The organism is Ancylobacter sp. WKF20 (assembly GCF_029760895.1).
Classification (GTDB): domain Bacteria; phylum Pseudomonadota; class Alphaproteobacteria; order Rhizobiales; family Xanthobacteraceae; genus Ancylobacter.
In genome coordinates, this window is the sequence record NZ_CP121679.1 from 4283945 (window position 1) to 4301045 (window position 17101).

General features: G+C 67.8%; 13 protein-coding genes and 1 other RNA gene. 4 read left to right on the top strand and 10 right to left on the bottom strand.

Annotated features, from left to right (window positions below; genetic code table 11):
• Positions 1–85 precede the first annotated feature (85 nt).
• Entirely contained in the window at positions 86–1585 is a 1500-nt protein-coding gene (cysG, locus tag AncyloWKF20_RS19805; RefSeq protein ID WP_279315658.1) for a siroheme synthase CysG, read from the top strand.
• A 215-nt stretch (positions 1586–1800) separates the two neighbouring features.
• On the opposite strand, the gene hisG is transcribed toward cysG, so the two are convergent.
• A complete protein-coding gene (gene hisG, locus AncyloWKF20_RS19810; RefSeq protein WP_279315659.1) occupies positions 1801–2775 on the bottom strand; it encodes an ATP phosphoribosyltransferase in 975 nt (324 codons plus the stop codon).
• Positions 2772–3890 (bottom strand): ATP phosphoribosyltransferase regulatory subunit, encoded by a 1119-nt coding sequence (locus tag AncyloWKF20_RS19815; RefSeq protein WP_279315660.1) that lies wholly within the window; start codon positions 3888–3890, stop codon positions 2772–2774. Before AncyloWKF20_RS19815 ends, hisG begins: the two co-directional genes overlap by 4 nt.
• Before the next feature lie 1920 nt (positions 3891–5810).
• Here AncyloWKF20_RS19815 and AncyloWKF20_RS19820 point away from each other — a divergent pair.
• A complete protein-coding gene (locus AncyloWKF20_RS19820) occupies positions 5811–6038 on the top strand; it encodes a hypothetical protein (protein WP_279315661.1) in 228 nt (75 codons plus the stop codon).
• A gap of 23 nt (positions 6039–6061) precedes the next feature.
• Here the strand turns inward: AncyloWKF20_RS19820 and AncyloWKF20_RS19825 are convergent, their stop codons facing one another.
• Both AncyloWKF20_RS19825 and hisS read right to left on the bottom strand, forming a co-directional pair.
• Positions 6062–6283, bottom strand: coding sequence for a hypothetical protein (locus AncyloWKF20_RS19825; protein WP_279315662.1), 222 nt, complete (start codon positions 6281–6283; stop codon positions 6062–6064).
• Positions 6284–6294: 11 nt separating this feature from the next.
• Positions 6295–7779, bottom strand: coding sequence for a histidine--tRNA ligase (gene hisS / locus AncyloWKF20_RS19830; protein WP_279315663.1), 1485 nt, complete (start codon positions 7777–7779; stop codon positions 6295–6297).
• Between the two features lie 183 nt (positions 7780–7962).
• Between hisS and AncyloWKF20_RS19835 the strand changes: the two genes are divergently transcribed.
• Both AncyloWKF20_RS19835 and AncyloWKF20_RS19840 read left to right on the top strand, forming a co-directional pair.
• Complete coding sequence (locus AncyloWKF20_RS19835; protein WP_279315664.1) at positions 7963–11388, top strand: acyl-[ACP]--phospholipid O-acyltransferase; 3426 nt, start codon at positions 7963–7965, stop codon at positions 11386–11388.
• A complete protein-coding gene (locus tag AncyloWKF20_RS19840) occupies positions 11385–12011 on the top strand; it encodes a TetR/AcrR family transcriptional regulator (protein ID WP_279315665.1) in 627 nt (208 codons plus the stop codon). The genes AncyloWKF20_RS19835 and AncyloWKF20_RS19840 overlap by 4 nt, the downstream gene beginning before the upstream one ends.
• A 66-nt stretch (positions 12012–12077) precedes the next feature.
• Here the strand turns inward: AncyloWKF20_RS19840 and AncyloWKF20_RS19845 are convergent, their stop codons facing one another.
• The 6 genes from AncyloWKF20_RS19845 to pip all read right to left on the bottom strand — a co-directional run bounded on the left by AncyloWKF20_RS19845 (position 12078) and on the right by pip (position 16973).
• A complete protein-coding gene (locus AncyloWKF20_RS19845; RefSeq protein WP_279315666.1) occupies positions 12078–12398 on the bottom strand; it encodes a YbaB/EbfC family nucleoid-associated protein in 321 nt (106 codons plus the stop codon).
• Positions 12399–12410: 12 nt separating this feature from the next.
• Positions 12411–14354: a DNA polymerase III subunit gamma/tau gene (locus tag AncyloWKF20_RS19850; protein WP_279315667.1), complete on the bottom strand. Its 1944-nt coding sequence runs from the start codon at positions 14352–14354 to the stop codon at positions 12411–12413.
• A gap of 104 nt (positions 14355–14458) precedes the next feature.
• Entirely contained in the window at positions 14459–14674 is a 216-nt protein-coding gene (locus tag AncyloWKF20_RS19855) for a hypothetical protein (protein WP_279315668.1), read from the bottom strand.
• Positions 14675–14701: 27 nt separating this feature from the next.
• An RNA gene (gene ffs, locus AncyloWKF20_RS19860) (signal recognition particle sRNA small type) lies at positions 14702–14800 on the bottom strand.
• Between the two features lie 72 nt (positions 14801–14872).
• Positions 14873–15946 carry a hypothetical protein gene (locus AncyloWKF20_RS19865; RefSeq protein WP_279315669.1) on the bottom strand — a complete coding sequence of 358 codons (1074 nt, stop codon included), beginning with the start codon at positions 15944–15946 and terminating at the stop codon, positions 14873–14875.
• Positions 15947–16016: 70 nt separating this feature from the next.
• Positions 16017–16973, bottom strand: coding sequence for a prolyl aminopeptidase (gene pip, locus AncyloWKF20_RS19870; protein WP_279315670.1), 957 nt, complete (start codon positions 16971–16973; stop codon positions 16017–16019).
• Positions 16974–17101 lie beyond the last annotated feature (128 nt).

Consider the following 17101-nt stretch of genomic DNA (forward strand, 5'->3'; position numbering starts at 1 on the left):
CCGGACGATACACGTTTATTGATTTCAATGGACGTAAAGTCTGTGTAATAAGCGCCATTCCCTACGCGAGCCCGACCGACCCGCCATGAGCACCGATACGCCGCCGCCCGCCCCGTCCCGCCGCGCCGCCCCGAATGGGGCGCGCATGGCGCCGCTGGCGCGCCTGCCGGTGTTCTTCACGCTGGAGGGGCGGCGCGTCGTGCTGGCCGGCGGCTCGGAAGCTGCCGCCTGGAAGGCCGAACTGCTCGCCGCCGCCGGCGCCGACCTTCTCGTCTATGCCGCCGAGTTCTGCGAGGATCTGCACGCGCTGGCCAGCGCCCCGCCCGCCGGCGCGATCACGCTCATCGCCCGCGACTGGGCGCCGGACGATCTGGCCGGCGCGGCGCTCGCCATCGGCGCGCTGGAGGAAGAGGACGACTGCGCCCGCTTCCGCGCCGCCGCGCAGGCCGCCGGGGTGCCGGTGAACGTGGTCGACAAGCCCGCCTATTGCGATTTCGCCTTCGGCGCCATCGTCAACCGCTCGCCGCTGGTGGTCGGCATCTCCACCGACGGTGCCGCCCCGGTGTTCGGCCAGGCGGTGCGTGCCAAGATCGAGGCGGTGATCCCGCAGGGCTTCAAGCGCTGGGCCGAGGCGGCGCGCCAGTGGCGCCCGGCGGTGCAGGCGCTGGAGCTGTCCTATCAGGGCCGCCGCCGCTTCTGGGAGCGTTTCACCGGCGCGGCGCTGGAAGCGCCCGAGGAGGAGCCCTCCGAGGCGCTCAAGGCGGAACTGCTTGCTGACGCGCAGACCGGGCGCAGCGATTCCCCGCGCGGCTCGGTCGCGCTGGTCGGCGCCGGGCCGGGCGACCCGGAGCTGCTGACGCTGAAGGCCGTCCGCGTGCTGCAATCGGCCGATGTCGTGCTCTATGACGATCTCGTCGCCCCGGCGGTGCTGGATGTCGCCCGGCGCGAGGCGCGCAAGATGCTGGTCGGCAAGACCGGCTACAAGCCCTCCTGCAAGCAGGACGACATCAATGCGCTGATGGTGGCGCTGGCGAAGCAAGGCAAGCGCGTGGTCCGCCTCAAGGGCGGCGACCCGATGGTGTTCGGGCGCGCCGGCGAGGAGATCACGGAGGCCCGCAAGGCCGGCCTGCCGGTCGAGGTGGTGCCCGGCATCACCGCCGCGCAGGGCGCTGCGAGCCGGCTCGCCACCTCGCTCACCCATCGCGACCATGCCCGCCGGCTGCAATTCGTCACCGCCCATGCGCGCGACGGCAAGCTGCCGCGCGATCTCGACTGGGGCGCGCTGGCGGACCCGGCCGCGACCACGGTGGTCTACATGCCCCAGCGCACCTGGGGGGAACTCGCGGCCAAGGCCATGGCGGCCGGGCTCGATCCGGCGACGCCGGCCATCGCCATCTTCGCCGCCACCCGCCCGCAGGAGCGGCAGGTGCCGGCGACGGTGGGCACGCTGGCCGGGGCGCTTGAGCAGGCGGTTGCCGACGGCGCCACCGGCCCCTGCCTCGTCCTGTTCGGCCACGCGCTCGGCGAAGCCCCCGCCTTCGCCGCGCTGGACGCCACGACCGACGCGCAGGCCGCGCAGGGCTGACGCGCCGTCTGCGTCATCCCGGACGGCCGGAGGCCGATCCGGGATCGCATGCCCCGTGAGCACTGTCATGAGCGACGTCATCCCCGGGCTTGGCCCGGGGATCCACGACTTTGGCTGGGCGCGACAGTCGGGAAGTCGTGGATGGCCGGGCCAAGCCCGGCCATGACGCCGTGAGACGGTTCACGACAGGCGGGACGTGTGCTCCCGCCGTTCCGTCAGCCGATCCGCGCTTCCAGCTTCGCGTAGAGCGGGTTTTCGGCCGCGAAGACATAGTCGAGCGGGCCGACTGATACCGTCGACGCCCCCTTCTCGCGCAGGAACACGGCGAGGCCGTGCAGCGTGTCGGGCGGGCAGTGCAGCGTAACCATGCCGGACGAGGTCGGCGCGCCGAAGGGCGCGGTGCAGCGGAAGCGGCGCACCGCCTCGCTCACCACCACGCTGTCGCAGGCGGTGAAGCGCGTCTTCACCTCGCGCATGGTGGCCGCGCGCTTTGCCGCCGTCACCCGGTCGAGCAGCGCCCGCGCCGCCGCCCGCGCGCCCGCGTTCCAGTCGGCCGAGAGCGAGGCAACCAGATTGGCCTCGGAGCGCAGGATCACCCCGTCATCCACCACCTTCAGCGCGTTCGCCGCCAGCGTCGAGCCGGTGGTGGTGATGTCGACGATCAGCTCCGCCGTGCCGGCCGCCGGCGTGCCTTCGGTGGCGCCCAGGCTTTCGACGATGCGGTAATCGACGATGCCGTGCCGGGCGAAGAAGGCGCGGGTGAGGGTGAGATATTTGGTCGCCACCCGCATGCGCCGGCCACGGCTGGCGTGGAAATGCGTCGCCACATCGTCGAGGTCGCGCATGGTGCGCACGTCGATCCAGGCCTGCGGCACCGCCACCACGACATTGGCGTGGCCGAAGCCGAGGCCCTCCACCAGCAGCACCTTGGAATCGGCGTCGGGAATGCTCTCGCGCACCAGATCCTCGCCGGTGACGCCGAGATGCACGGCGCCCGCCGCGAGCTGGCTGGCGATCTCGGAGGCGGAGAGATAGGCGACCTCCACCCCCTCGACGCCCGATAGCGTGCCGCGATAGTCGCGCGCCCCGCGCGACTGGTTCAGCGTCATGCCGGCGCGGCCGAAGAAGCCGGTGGCGTTTTCCTGCAGCCGGCCCTTGGAGGGAACGGCGACGATAAGGGGCGATGTCATTGGCGCGCCTCCACGGCGTCGAGGCGGTCGAGCCAGACGGCGAAACCGACCGCCGGCACGGGCTCCGGCGCGCCGAGCCGGGCGAGCAGCCCGTCATAGCGCCCGCCGGCGACCAGTGGCGCGCCGTTTCCATTCTCGTGCAGCTCGAACACCATGCCGCTGTAATAGTCGAGCGGCCGGCCGAAGGCGGCGGCGAAGGACAGGCGCTCGGGCTCGATGCCCTGCGCGGCGATGAAATTGGTGCGGCTCTCGAAGCTGTCGAGCGCGGCGGCAAGGTCCAGCCCCGCCTCGTCGGCCAGCGCCCGCAGCGCGCCGGCGGCGGCGTCGGGATTGCCCTGAATGGCGAGATAGCGCTCGAGCACCGCGACCTTCTCGGGCGCCAGCCCCTCCGCGTCACCGGGGGCGGCCTGCTCCAGGAAGCGCTCGGCGATTTCTGAGACGGTGCGGCCGGCCACCGTGGTGATGCCGGCGATGGACAGCAGGTCCGCCACCAGCGCGCGGGCGGCGGCGGGGTCGGAGCCGGCCAGCGCCGAGAGCACGCCGGCATGGGCGGAAACGCCGCCGGCTTCCGGGCGCTGCTTCAGCGCCTCGAGATCGGCGCGCAGATCGCCGGAGCGGGCGAAATCCTTCATCAGCCGGCGCCGCCAGCCGGGCGGCAGGTCAAGCGCGTCGAGCAGGGCGGCGAACAGCCCGGCATCGCCGAGGCGGATGGTCGGGTCGATCACGCCCCAGAGCGCGGCCGTCTCCAGCCCCAGCGCCAGAAGCTCGGCATCGGCGGCTTCGCGATCCGTGCGGCCGAAGGATTCCACACCCGCCTGCAACAGCTCGCCCTGCGCCACATCCGAGCGGAACACCGGGCCGAGATAGGCGAAATCGCGCGGCTGGGCGGCACCGTCGGCGATGTAGAGGCGGCACACGGGCAAAGTGAGGTCCGGCCGCAGGCAGAGCTCGCGCCCCTCCGGGTCGGTGGTGATGAACATGGTCCGCCGCATTTCCTCGCCGGAGAGGTCGAGAAAGGCGTCGGCCGGCTGGAGCACCGGCGGCTCGACACGCGCGAATCCGGCCCGCGCATAGAGCGCGAGCAAGTCGTCGGCGTGGCTCATTTCGGCGGGCATGGGGCTCTGGTCCGCTGCGATCAGTCGAGGAGCGCCCGGCGGGCGCGCCGCGCGCTTCTAGCAAAGGGGGCGGGCCCGGTCCATGCACGGCACATGACATGGTTGCCGCACGGGGGCGTTCCCCATTCCTCCCACCGTCATCCCGGACGGCCGAAGGCCGATCCGGGATCGGGGGGCGCCTCGTTCGGGCGGCCTCCCACCCCTCACGCCGTCATCCCCGGGCTTGGCCCGGGGATCCACGACTTTGGGCCGGCGCAGCGGCGGGAAGTCGTGGATGGCCGGGCCAAGCCCGGCCATGACGGCGTGAGGGTGTAGGGCGCCGCGCCAGAGTTGAATGGAAGCCGTCCCCCGGCTCACGTCCGGGGCCGGGATGCCGCCCCCCGTGACGCCGGCCCCTTTGTGAAGCGTCATCCCGGACGGCCGAAGGCCGAGCCGGGATCGCGTGCCGCCAGTCGGTCCCGCAAACGCACCCGCACCAAAACCGCCCCTCCCTCCGCCCACACCAAAACCCCCGCGCCGCGTCGCGGCCGGGGTTCTGCGTCAGGCACCGACAGCCCAAAGAAGGGCGCGCGGGGCACCGGGGCGGACGCCAACGGCGGCCGCCTGCACCTTTGTTTTAAAAGGTGGTGCAAGCCTTCACTCAGCCAACCGACGCGCCGCTCCCGGCGCCCCGCACGCGGTGTTTTATGGCTTGCTCCGAATGGCCCCTGGAGGAGTCAGACTTGTTATCCTCCACTGAAGGCGGCGCCCACGCGCTTGAAGGCGCGTAGCATCCCGCCCGTGAACGGCGCTACGCCGCACGGGAACACCCGACTTGGGCCGCGACGCCTTCGGGTGCGTTAAGCCCGCCGACGCCGCCACCGCCCCCATCCCCCACGCCGGCCGCTCCGGACGCTCCGGACGCTCCGGACGCTCCGGACGCTCCGGACGCACCCCTCGGTGGGGACAGGTACGGGTAGGATGACGGAGATTGGGGTGAATGTCTAGGTTTTTTTTCCTACAAGCCTTGTTTGCCGTCGTCTCTGTTTCCGTCATCCCGGACGGCCAAAGGCCGAGCCGGGATCGCGCTCCGACTTGATCACGCGGTTCCCGCCCTCACGCCGTCATCCCCGGGCTTGGCCCGGGGATCCACGACTTCGGTCGGGCGCCACGAGAGGCAAGTCGTGGATGGCCGGGTCAAGCCCGGCCATGACGCCGTGCAGGTGGTGATGATGCGCTCTATGAGCCCCTTCGGCCCGCGATCCCGGCTCTCCGCTACGCTGCGGCCGGGATGACGATGGGATGGGGGATGGCGGCAACCTATAGCCGTCATCCCGGACGGCCAAAGGCCGATCCGGGATCGCGTGCCGCCTTCGCTCACGCGGTCCCCACCCTCACGCCGTCATCCCCGGGCTTGGGCCGGGGATCCACGACTTGGGCCGGGCGCGACAGCGGCAAGTCGTGGATGGCCGGGTCAAGCCCGGCCATGACGCTGTGCAGGTGGTGATGATGCGCCCGATGAGCCCCATCGGCCCGCGATCCCGGCTCTCCGCTACGCTGCGGCCGGGATGACGATGGGATGGGGGATGGCGGCAACCTATAGCCGTCATCCCGGACGGCCAAAGGCCGATCCGGGATCGCGTGCCGCCTTCGCTCACGCGGCTCCCACCCTTACGCCGTCATCCCCGGGCTTGGCCCGGGGATCCACGACTTGGGCCGGGCGCGACGAGGAAGTCGTGGATGGCCGGGTCAAGCCCGGTCCTGACGCTGTGCCGGGGGAGGCAGCGTCGCTTCCGAGGTTGCGTGCCCGCGGGCCGCGCCTTTCCCGGCCGTCCCGCTTGCCGCCGGCCGTAGCGGGAACGCGGACCTCGTCCCTCTGGCAACGCCCCGAGGTGGCGCCTATCTCACCGCCGCACGCATTTCCCATGAGGACGGTTCATCATGAAAGGCGCCATCAAAGAGCTCTCCAGCTGGTTCGAGGCCCATGGTCTCAACCCCGCCGATTTCCGCCTGCGGCTGGAGGCGCGCAGCATTGCCGCGCAGCGCGACGCGCTGAAGGCCTTCAAGGCGGATGTGGAGCCGCATCTCGCTCCGCCCGCCGCGCCGCACCGCAAGGGCACGCTGGAGGGGGTGGAGATCTCCGTCGAGGGGCCGCTGCACGGCTTCTGAGACGCGCCACCTACTCGCCCCGCCTACTCGCCCCGCCGTCGGGCGTTCAGCCGGTTGAGGACGTCGAGGAACACCGAGATAAAGAAGAACGAGGCGAGGAACATCAGGATCGCGTAGAGCGCGAAGCTCTCCGCGATCGCGGGGTAGCGCGCTTCGAGCGAGGCGGTGGCGAGGAAGCCGGCGCCGGCGCCCAAGCCGCCGGCGAGCGCGCTGGTGGCGCGGGAGCTGAGCGGGAACAGCGCCATGGCCCGCCCCTTTAGCCCAGCGCCGCGCCGTGCGGCACGCCGTGATGGTCGAGCACCTCGATCACCTTGGCCACCAGTTCGGCCTCGGCACAGGAAAACTGCGCCGGGCGGCTCTCGCGCCATTCCGCATTGTCGGTGATGGCGGCGGCGGCCTTGGCGCCCTCGATCAGATCCTTGATCTGCACCGTGCCGGCGGCCCGCTCGTCTGAGCCCTGGATGACCACGCAGGGCGAGTTGCGCCGGTCGGCATATTTGAACTGGTTGCCGAGATTCTTCGGGTTGCCGAGATACATCTCGGCGCGGATGCCGCTGTTACGCAACTGCGCCACGAGGCCCATATAATGGGCCGTCTGGTCGCGATCCATGACCACCACCACGACCGGGCCGAACTCGGGTTTGGCTTCCGTTTTCAGATAGGAGAGCGCGGAAGCGAGGCGCGAGACGCCGATGGAGAAACCGGTCGCTGGCACCGCCTCGCCGCGGAAGCGGCCGACCAGCCCGTCATAGCGCCCGCCGCCGCCGACCGAGCCAAAGCGCACCGGGCGGCCCTTCTCGTCCGAGACGGTAAAGGTCAGCTCGGCCTCGAAGACCGGGCCGGTGTAATATTCAAGGCCGCGGACGACGGAGGGGTCGATGCGGATTCGCTCTTGATAGCCGGCTCCGTTCACCAGCGCCTCGATCTCGTCCAGTTCGCGGCGTCCGTCGAGATAGGTCGCGCTGGCCGGAACAAATTCGCCACCGCCGGGGGTGAGCATGGACAGGACAACCTGCGTCTGCCCCTCATCCAGCCCCGCGCCCTTGGTGAAATCCCCGCTCTTGGCCTCGGGGTTCTCCCAGCGGCCGGGGCCGAGCAGGTCGCGCACGCCGTCAATGCCGACCTTGTCAAACTTGTCGATGGCGCGCAGCACGGTGAGGCGGCGGCCGGCATTTTCCTCGCCGCCGAGGCCGATGGCCTCCAGCACGCCGTCCAGCACTTTGCGGTTATTGACCTTGATGACGAACTGGCCCTTGAGGCCCAGCGCTTCCAGCGTGTCGGCCATCATCATGCAGATCTCGGCATCCGCCGCGACGGTGGGGGCGCCCACCGTGTCGGCGTCGAACTGCATGAACTGGCGGAAGCGGCCGGGGCCGGGCTTCTCGTTGCGGAACACCCAGCCGGCCCGGTAGGAGCGGAAGGGTTTGGGCAGCTTGTCGAAATTCTCCGCCACATGGCGGGCGAGCGGGGCGGTCAGGTCGTAGCGCAGCGACAGCCACTGCTCGTCATCGTCCTGGAAGGAGAACACGCCCTCATTCGGCCGGTCCTGATCGGGCAGGAATTTGCCGAGCGCGTCGGTGTATTCGATGAAGGGAGTTTCCAGCGCCTCGAAGCCGTAGAGCTCATAGACCTTGCGGATGGTCTCCAGCATGGCGCGCGTGGCGCCGAGCTCGGCCGGCCCGCGATCGGCAAAGCCGCGCGGCATCCGCGCCTTGAGTTTGCTGGGCTTGTCCTTGGCCATGGCACCGTCCTTCAAGAGTATCGGCGCGGTTTAGAGGAAGGGGCGCAACCCGGCAAGACGCGGGGTGTTGTGTGGGCGCGCGGGCGGGTGCTCACGGGCCGGCATGGGGGCCGGGGCCATCTTGACGCTCGGGTGCATTTTATGTAAGTGATCGTTCACTAACAAAATGCGGGAGGCTCCGCCTTGTTCACCCGGCTGATGACGTCACGGCGCTTCGCGCCGCTTTTCTGGTGCCAGTTCTTCTCCGCCTTCAACGACAATTTCGTGAAGAACGCCATGGCGCTCCTCATCCTCTACGGCCTCGCCTCGACGGCGGAGACCGGCGGGGCGCTGGTGACGCTGGCGGGCGGCGTGTTCATCCTGCCCTTCTTCCTGTTCTCCAGCCTCGGCGGGCAACTGGCCGACCGCTACGACAAGGCGCTGATCGCCCGCCGGCTGAAATTCGCCGAGATCTGGATCGTGCTCGTCGCCTCCTCCGGCTTCGTGCTCGGCTCGCTGCCGCTGCTGTTCATCGGCCTGTTCCTGATGGGCACGCTGAGCGCGCTGTTCGGGCCGGTGAAATACGGCATCCTGCCCGACCATCTCGCCCGCGATGAGCTGGTCTCCGGCAATGCGCTGGTGGAGATGGCGACCTTCGCCGCCATTCTCGGCGGCACGGTCGGCGGCGCCATCGCCGTCACCCATACGCATGACTGGGCGGTGGCCGGCTTCACCTTCGTCTTCGCGGTGATCTGCTGGCTGAGCGCGCGGGCCATTCCGCACACGGCGGAAGGCGCGCCCGATCTCAAGATCGACGCCAACATCTGGCGCAGCACGGTGGCGCTGATTTCCGAGCTGCGCGCCACCCCCGCCATCTGGCGCGGCACGCTCATCGTCTCCTGGTTCTGGCTGGTCGGCGCTGTGGTGCTGGCGCTGCTGCCGACGCTGGTGAAGGAAGATGTCGGCGGCACGGAAGGCGTCGTCACGCTGTTCCTGCTGCTGTTCACTGTCGGCGTTGCCATCGGCTCCACGCTGGCGGCCAAGCTCTCCGAAGGGCGCATATTGCTGGCGCTGGTGCCGTTCGCCGGCTTCGTCATGGCGGGCTTCGCGCTGTTCCTCGGCGCGCATTTCGCCGCGCTGACGCCCGCCGCCGAGCCGATCGGCTGGTATGATTTCCTCACCTCGGATGTCGGCCTGCTGGCCGCGCTCGGACTTGTCGGCCTCGCCGCCGCGGGCGGCGCCTTCGTGGTGCCGACCTTCGCCTTCGTGCAGGCGGAAGCGGGCGAGGATCGCCGCGCCCGCGTCATCGCCGGCAATAACGTGCTGAACGCCGCCTTCATGACGGTGGGCGCGGTGGTGGTCGCCGGTCTTCAGGCCGCCGGCGTCGGCGCGCCGGCGCTGCTGGCGCTTATCGGCGTGACGACGCTCGTCGCCGCCTTCCTGACGGCGCGGGCCTTCCGCGGCCATGTGCTGCGCGACCTGATCCGCCTCGTTTTCCGCGTCGCCTTCCGCGTGGAGGTGAAGGGCGCCGAGCATCTGAAGGCCGCCGGGCCCGGCTCGGTCATCGCCATCAACCATGTGAGCTTCCTCGACGCGCCGCTCATCATGGCGCTGCTCGACCACGACCCGATCTTCGCGGTCGATGCGGGCATCGCCGAGCGGTGGTGGATCAAGCCGTTCCTCAAGCTGGTCCGCGCCTTCCCGCTCGACCCCACTCGCCCGCTGGCGACGCGCGACCTCATCCGCCTCGTCCAGCAGGGCGAGCGGCTGGTGATCTTCCCGGAGGGGCGCATCACCGTCACCGGCTCGATCATGAAGATCTATGACGGCTCGGCGCTGGTGGCCGACAAGGCGAAGGCGCCGGTGGTGCCGGTGCGCATCGAGGGGCTGGAGCAGACCTATTTCTCGCGCCTCACCCCGGACCAGACGCGCAAGCGCCTGTTCCCCAAGGTGCGCGTCACCATCCTGCCGCCGCAGCGCATCGAGCTCGACCCGGAGCTGTTCGGCCGCAAGCGCCGGCGCGCGGCGGGCGCGGCGCTCTACGACATCATGTCGGACCTAATCTTCGAGACCTCGCACACCGACCAGACCATCTATCAGGCGGTGAAGGAGGCGGGCGAGCGGCTCGGCATGGGGCGCCTCGTGGTGGAAGATCCGCTCGGCACCGCGCTCACCTACCGCAAGCTGGTGCTCGGCGCGCGCATCCTCGGCGACAAGCTGGCAGAGGTCACCGAACGTGGCGAGAAGGTCGGCGTGCTGCTGCCCAACGCAGCGGGCATCGCCGTCGTGCTGATGGGCCTGTCCCGCCATGGCCGCGTGCCGGTGATGCTGAACTACACCGCCGGCGCCGTGAACCTCGTCGCGGCCTGCAAGGCGGCTCAGGTGAAGATCGTCGTCGCCTCCCAGGCCTTCATCGACAAGGCGCGGCTGGAGGCGGAGGTGGCCGAGCTGTCGAAGCATGTGCGCGTGCTGCTCACCGAGGATCTGCGCGCCCAGGTCACCGGCGCCGACAAGTTCAAGGCGTTGCTGCCGCTGCCCGACCCCAAGCCCGCCCACCCGGACGAGCCGGCCTTCATCCTGTTCACCTCGGGCTCGGAAGGCAGTCCCAAGGGCGTCGTGCTCTCCCACCGCAACATCCTGACCAATGTGGCGCAGGTGGCGGCGCGGATCGACTTCTCGCCGGCCGACATCATGTTCAACGTGCTGCCGGTGTTCCATTCCTTCGGCCTCACCGGCGGGCTGATCCTGCCGATGGTGTCGGGCCTCAAGACCTATCTCTACCCCTCGCCGCTGCACTACCGGATCATCCCGGAACTGGTCTACGCCACCAACGCCACCGCCATTGTCGGCACCGACACCTTCCTCATGGGCTATGCCCGCACGGCCAACCCCTATGATTTCCGCTCGCTGCGCTTCGTGGTGGCCGGCGCCGAGCCGGTGAAGACGGAGACGCGGCGTGTGTGGATGGAGAAGTTCGGCCACCGCATTCTGGAGGGTTATGGCGTGACCGAATGCGCGCCGGTGCTGGCGGTGAACACGCCGATGTTCAACCGCGCCGGCACGGTGGGCCGGATGCTGCCGGGCATCGAGCATGTGCTGGAGCCGATGACGGGGATCGAGGAAGGCGGGCGGCTGCGCGTGCGCGGGCCGAACATCATGCTCGGCTATATCCGCGCCGAGGCGCCGGGCGTCCTCGAGCCACCGGAGGAGGGCTGGTACGACACCGGCGACATCGTCGCGCTGGACGAGGAGGGCTTCGTCGCCATTCGCGGCCGGGTCAAGCGCTTCGCCAAGATCGCCGGCGAGATGATCTCGCTCGCTGCCATCGACGCCATGGTGGCCGCGCTGCGGCCGGATGCGGAGCATGTCGCGGTCGCCATTCCCGACGCCAAGCGCGGCGAGCGTATCCTCCTGCTCACCACCGCCACCGACCTCACCCGCGCGGCCCTGCAGGCGCACGGGCGCGAGATTGGCGTGACCGAGCTGATGATCCCGGCCGAGATCCTGCCCATGGACAGCCTGCCGCTGCTCGGCACCGGCAAGGTGGACTTCACCAAGGCGCGCGTCATGGCGCTGGAGATGATCGCCGCCCGCAACGTCACGGCGGGCGGGGCTGGAGGCCCGGCATGAGCCTTCGCCCCGCGCGCCCCGTGGCCCGAGCCGCCTCCACCGCGCCCCGGCGCGGCCGGGACGGGACGGAGACGCGCGCGCGGATTGAGGCGGAGGCGCTGGCTCTGTTCGCGGCCAAGGGCGTGGACGGCACTTCGGTGCGCGACATCGCGCAGGCGGCCGGCCTGTCGGAAGGGGCGCTCTACCGCCACTTCCCCTCCAAGGAGGAACTGGCGCGCGAGCTATTCCTGTCCCGCTACGCCACGCTCGCCCGCGACATCAGCGCGGTCGATGCGGGCGGTGGCACGCTGGCGGAGAAGATCGCCACGGTGGTGGGGCTCGCCTGCCGGCTGTTCGATGCCGAGCCGGCGCTGTTCGCCTACCTGCTCATCCACCAGCACGACCATCTGCGCTACGTGCCGGACACGCCGGAGGGCAATGTGGTGGAAGCGGTGGCGCGCCTGATGCGCGGCGCGGGATTGTCCGGCGAGGGCGCGACGCTCACCGCCGCCATGGCGCTGGGCTGCGTGGTGCAGCCGGCGGTGTTCGCGCTCTATGGCCGCCTCGACGGCCCGCTCGCCCCCCGCGCCGGCGAGATCGCCAGCGCCGTCATGGCGCTGGTGGAGCGGGCCAAGGCCGGCTGACGCGCCGGCTTGTCCCGACGCTTCACATCATGATCGCGAGGCGCCGGCCTGGCCGGCGCGCGCTTCTCAGAACAGCTTCATGCCGGGCGGGATCGGCAGGCCGGCGGTGAGCGCCTGCGTCTTCTCCTGGATCAGCCGCTCGCCCTTGGCGCGGGCTTCCGCGTGGGCGGCGACGATGAGGTCTTCGAGAATCTCGGCCTCGTCGGGATTAAGCAGGCTCGGGTCGATGCGGATCGCCTTCAGCGCGCCCTTGGCGGTGAGGCGCACCGTGACCATGCCGCCGCCCGAGGCGCCGTCCACCTCGATGCTTTCCAGTTCGGCCTGCATCTGTTCCATGCGGGCCTGCATCTCCTTCACCTTGGACATCATGCCGAGAAGGTCTTTCATGCGAGGCTCCCTTTAAAAATCCAGATCATCGTCCGGGCCGGCATCGTCGCGCGCGGCCATCATTTCGTAATCGTCGAGCGAGCCCGGCGGCGGGCCCTCATCGGCGACCTGCGTGCGCACATCCACCACCGAGGCGCCGGGGAAGCGGGCGAGCACGGCGGCTACCAGCGGGTCGGCGCGCACATCGGTGAGCAGCGTTTCGCGGGCGGACTTGGCCTGCTCGGCCAGCGTCGCCTCACCCTCCTCGCGGGAGAGCGCGACCAGCCAGCGCTTGCCGGTCCAGTCGGAAATCTTGGTCTGAAGCTCCTGCACCAGCGCCATGGAGGCACCCGGCGCGAGGGAGAATTCCAGCTTGCCGTCCTCGAAGGAGACCGGGCGCACCTGGTTCTCCAGCGCGAACTTGGCCTTGAGGTCGCGCTTCTGCGTCGCGAGCACCACGAGATCGGCGAGGGTGTTGACCCCGACGCTGGGCTTGGCTTCCGTCCGCCCTGCGGGCTGCGGCGTGCCGCGCGCGGCAACCGACAGATGGCTCGCCGCCACGGGCGCCGAGGATGGCGCGGCGCTTGGGGCGGCGCTCGGGGCGGCAAAGCGCGGGGCCGCCATGGCGGTGGCCGCCGAGCCGCCGGAAGATGAACCACCCGACGATCCCCCACCCGACGATCCGCCGCCACCGGAGGGCGGGCGGGCGGGCGCATCGTCCGCGCTGTCGCGCAGGCGGCGCAGCGCCTCGTCGGGGGTCGGCAGGTCGCTGGCATAGGCGAGGCGCACCAGCACCATTTCCGCCGCCTGCATGGGCTTGGCCGCCTGCTGCACCTCGGCGAGGCCGCGATTGAGCATCTGCCACGCCCGCGAGAGCACCCGCATGGACAGGCCATTGGCGAACTCGCGCCCCCGCGTGCGCTCGGCCTCGATCAGCGAGGGATCGTCCGCCGTCTGCGGCAGGATCTTCAGCTTGGTGACGAGATGGGTGAACTCGGCGAGGTCGGTCAGCACCACCGCCGGGTCGGCGCCGCTGTCATATTGCTCGCGCAGCTCGGTCAGCGCCTGGCCGATATCGCCCTTCATCAGCGCCTCGAACAGGTCGATGACCCGCCCGCGATCGGCGAGGCCGAGCAGGGAGCGCACCTGTTCGCCATGCACGGACCCGCCGGCATGGGCGATGGCCTGATCGAGCAGCGAGAGCGCGTCGCGCACCGAGCCTTCCGCCGCGCGGGCGACGAGGCTCAGCGCCTCCACATCAATGCCGACGCCTTCCGCGTCGCAGATGCCGCGCAGGTGCCGCGCCATCGTCCCGGCATCGACACGGCGCAGGTCGAAGCGCTGCGTGCGCGAGAGCACGGTCACCGGCACCTTGCGGATTTCCGTGGTGGCGAAGATGAACTTCACATGCTCGGGCGGCTCCTCCAACGTCTTCAACAGGCCGTTGAAGGCGGCGGTGGAGAGCATGTGCACTTCGTCGATGATGAAGACCTTGTAGCGCGCCAGCACCGGCTTGTAGCGGGCAGCCTCGATGATCTCGCGGATGTCGCCAATGCCGGTGTTGGACGCCGCGTCCATCTCCTGCACGTCGACATGCCGGCTTTCGATGATGTCGCGGCAATGCCGGCCGAGCACGGGCATGTCGAGCGTCGGAGCGCCCCCCCCGGCGGGACCGTCCGCCGGCTCGTAATTCAGCGCCCGGGCCAGGATGCGGGCGGTGGTGGTCTTGCCGACGCCGCGCACGCCCGTGAGGATATAGGCCTGCGCGATGCGGCCCGAGCTGAAGGCGTTCTTCAGCGTGCGGACCATCGCCTCCTGGCCGATCAAGTCGGCGAAGGTCTGCGGCCGGTATTTGCGGGCGAGCACGCGATAGGGCGTCACCGCGCCGCGCACGCTCTGCGGGGCCTCGCCGAGATCGAAACCGGGGGAGGCATCGACGTCTTCGGCTGCCGGAAGATCGTGGCTGTCCGCGCTCATGGTCCCTCGCTGCTGGCCCCTTCATATCATCGCGGGGAGCCGATAGGGCAACCGGGCCGGCGCCGGGGTGGGGAAAAATCGGTGGGGCTGGCGAGCGCCGGCGCTCAGCCACTGACGGACGCGCGGCGGGACAGCCGCCACAGCGCATAGGCGCCGCCGAGCGACAGCGCGGCGATGGCGGTCACGATCACGCCGTCGAGGAAGGTGTCATGCGGCAGCCGTGTCACGGCGGCGAGGCCGGTGAGCAGCACCACGGCGATGCCGCCGCGCGCCGCGCCAAGGCCATTGCGGCGCTCCGAGATACGCTCGCCGCTCGCCATGGCCGCTTCATCCGTCCTGCGGGAAAGGGTGGGAGGCTGGACAGAGACCCGAGACCGGGCTCGTTGGGGCTGCTTCCTTCCGGACCTGACCCGGTTGGCGAGTGGCTCGTCCACCGCCAACCTCCCGGCGCCTATATCGGGCAGATGGGAGCGGGATGCAAGGGGCGCTCGGTTGCACACCACGGTCTTGGGTCGTTCCTACGCTCTAATCTGCGCACCTCGATTCTGATAGTCTTGATACCTTCGCGCCAACCGATAGAGACGACTTGGTCTGCCGTGCCCTCTTCCAACCCGCCCTTTGTGACTCTCTATTATTTCAGCAAGCTTAACATTAAACAATGGAATTAGTAAAATGTCTGAAGTGTCGGGAGACATCTTAAGATCATTTGATGTTTCTCTCAGATAATCATTAAAACTTTCAATTTTTGTACGAATTAAATCTCCATCAAAAAAACCAATGCAGTCTTTTATCTTTTGTATTGAATTAATATTCATTATTTTTAATTGATCAAATAAATGTCCAGAGTTCAGGGATGGCGTGTTTATTTGGAAGTTTTCTTTCAATTTTGTAACAAAATCATGTATGTCTGCAAATGGGCCTTCATTTTGTTCAGTTCTCTTTTCAAAAGCTGAAATAAGACGCGATATGAATTCGTCTCCTAAACGAACATTTTGTCCGAGTGCGCGCAATAAAAATCTTTCATCTTCAGATGGACTGCCAATTGTTGGCTTGTAAACAATATCGTGCTCGATCTCATTCCATACGTGGGATATCATTGTGCATATTTGTATTTCGCAACTAATATCATCCAAGTTATCGTAAATTCCAATCAATTCATCATCTGGCAAATAAACTTGTGAATGTATTGATCGATAAAAATTATTAGAATTAGTTAAATTTTTATCTTTATTTTCGGTTCTTATCGATCTTTCAATTTCATCACTAAATGATTTTTTTAACAAGCTTTCTACCAGTGCGCAATCTTCAAATCTATAAGTTGCCACTCGTACTCCAGCTAAGTCGCTGATGCTATCAAATATTTCATCGACTGTTTGGTAGTTTCGCGTGTCTTGCAAAGAAAAGCGTCGCAACTTCCCTTCAAATGATTTTACGGTTTTTGATCTGAATGTGACCTGTGCGCGAATGGCGTTCTCTTCGCATATGTCTGTTCTACAAATTTCAGCAACGCGTTCTGCAAGCTTAGAGTATCGATCGCGCTCTCGCTGATATCTCTTCACTGCGACATCGATCAGTGCTTCGGAAAATGGCATGGAAAGTCCATATTTAAAGCGTTACATATTTGATGTTCAGTGAATTTATATCACGTTGCAAGTCAAGTGTTCACCTCCCCCCAAACCCGTCCGTCGCCCGTATCAGCCGATCGAGGATGCCCGGCTCGCAATAGGCGTGGCCGGCGCCCTCGATGAGGTGGAACTCGGCCTGCGGCCAGGCCTTGTGCAGCTCCCAGGCGTAGCGGGCGGGGCAGGGCATGTCGTAGCGGCCATGCACGATGACGCCGGGAATGCCGGCGAGCTTGTGCGCATTGTTGAGGAGCTGGCGGTCCTCCAGCCAGGCATCGTGGAAGAAATAGTGGTTCTCGATGCGCGAGAAGGCGAGCGCGAAATGCCCGTCATGCCAGGGCGCGGTGAAGGCGGGGTTGGGCAGCAGCGTGATGGTCTCGCCCTCCCAGATCGCCCAGGCCTTGGCGGCCTCGATCTTCACCGCCTCGTCCTCGCTGGTGAGCAAGGCGCGGTAAGCGCGGATCGGGTCGGCGCGCTCGGCGTCGGTCTTCAGCGGCGCGAGGAAGCGTTCCCATTTGTCGGGGAACATTTCGGAGACGCCGAAGCGGTAGTACCAGTCGAGTTCCGGGCGGGTGACGGTGTAGATGCCGCGCAGGATGAGTTCGGAGACCCGCTCGGGGTGCGTCTCGGCGTAGGCGAGCGCCAGCGTCGAGCCCCAGGAGCCGCCGAACACCTGCCATGTGGCGAAGCCGAATTTCTCCCGCAGCCGCTCGATATCGGCGACGAGATGCCAGGTCGTGTTGTTGGTGAGGTCGGCATAGGGCGTCGAGCGCCCGCAGCCCCGCTGGTCGAACAGCACGACCTCGTAGCGCGCGGGATCGAACAGCCGGCGATAATCCGGGGAGATGCCGGCGCCCGGCCCGCCATGCAGGAACACGGCGGGCTTGCCGCCCTTGGTGCCGACGCGCTCGTAATAGATCGCGTGCCCGTCGCCGACATCGAGCATCCCGCTCTCGAAGGGTTCGATGGCGGGGTAGAGGGTGCGCAGTTCGCTCATGACGGCCTTCGGGATGGTGTCGGGGTGGGGGAATCAGCCGACCCTAGTGTAGCGGCAGGTCGGCGGAGACGTTAAATTACTATAATACCAACAAACTCATCCTTTCGCCGTGGCATCGCCCGGCCGGC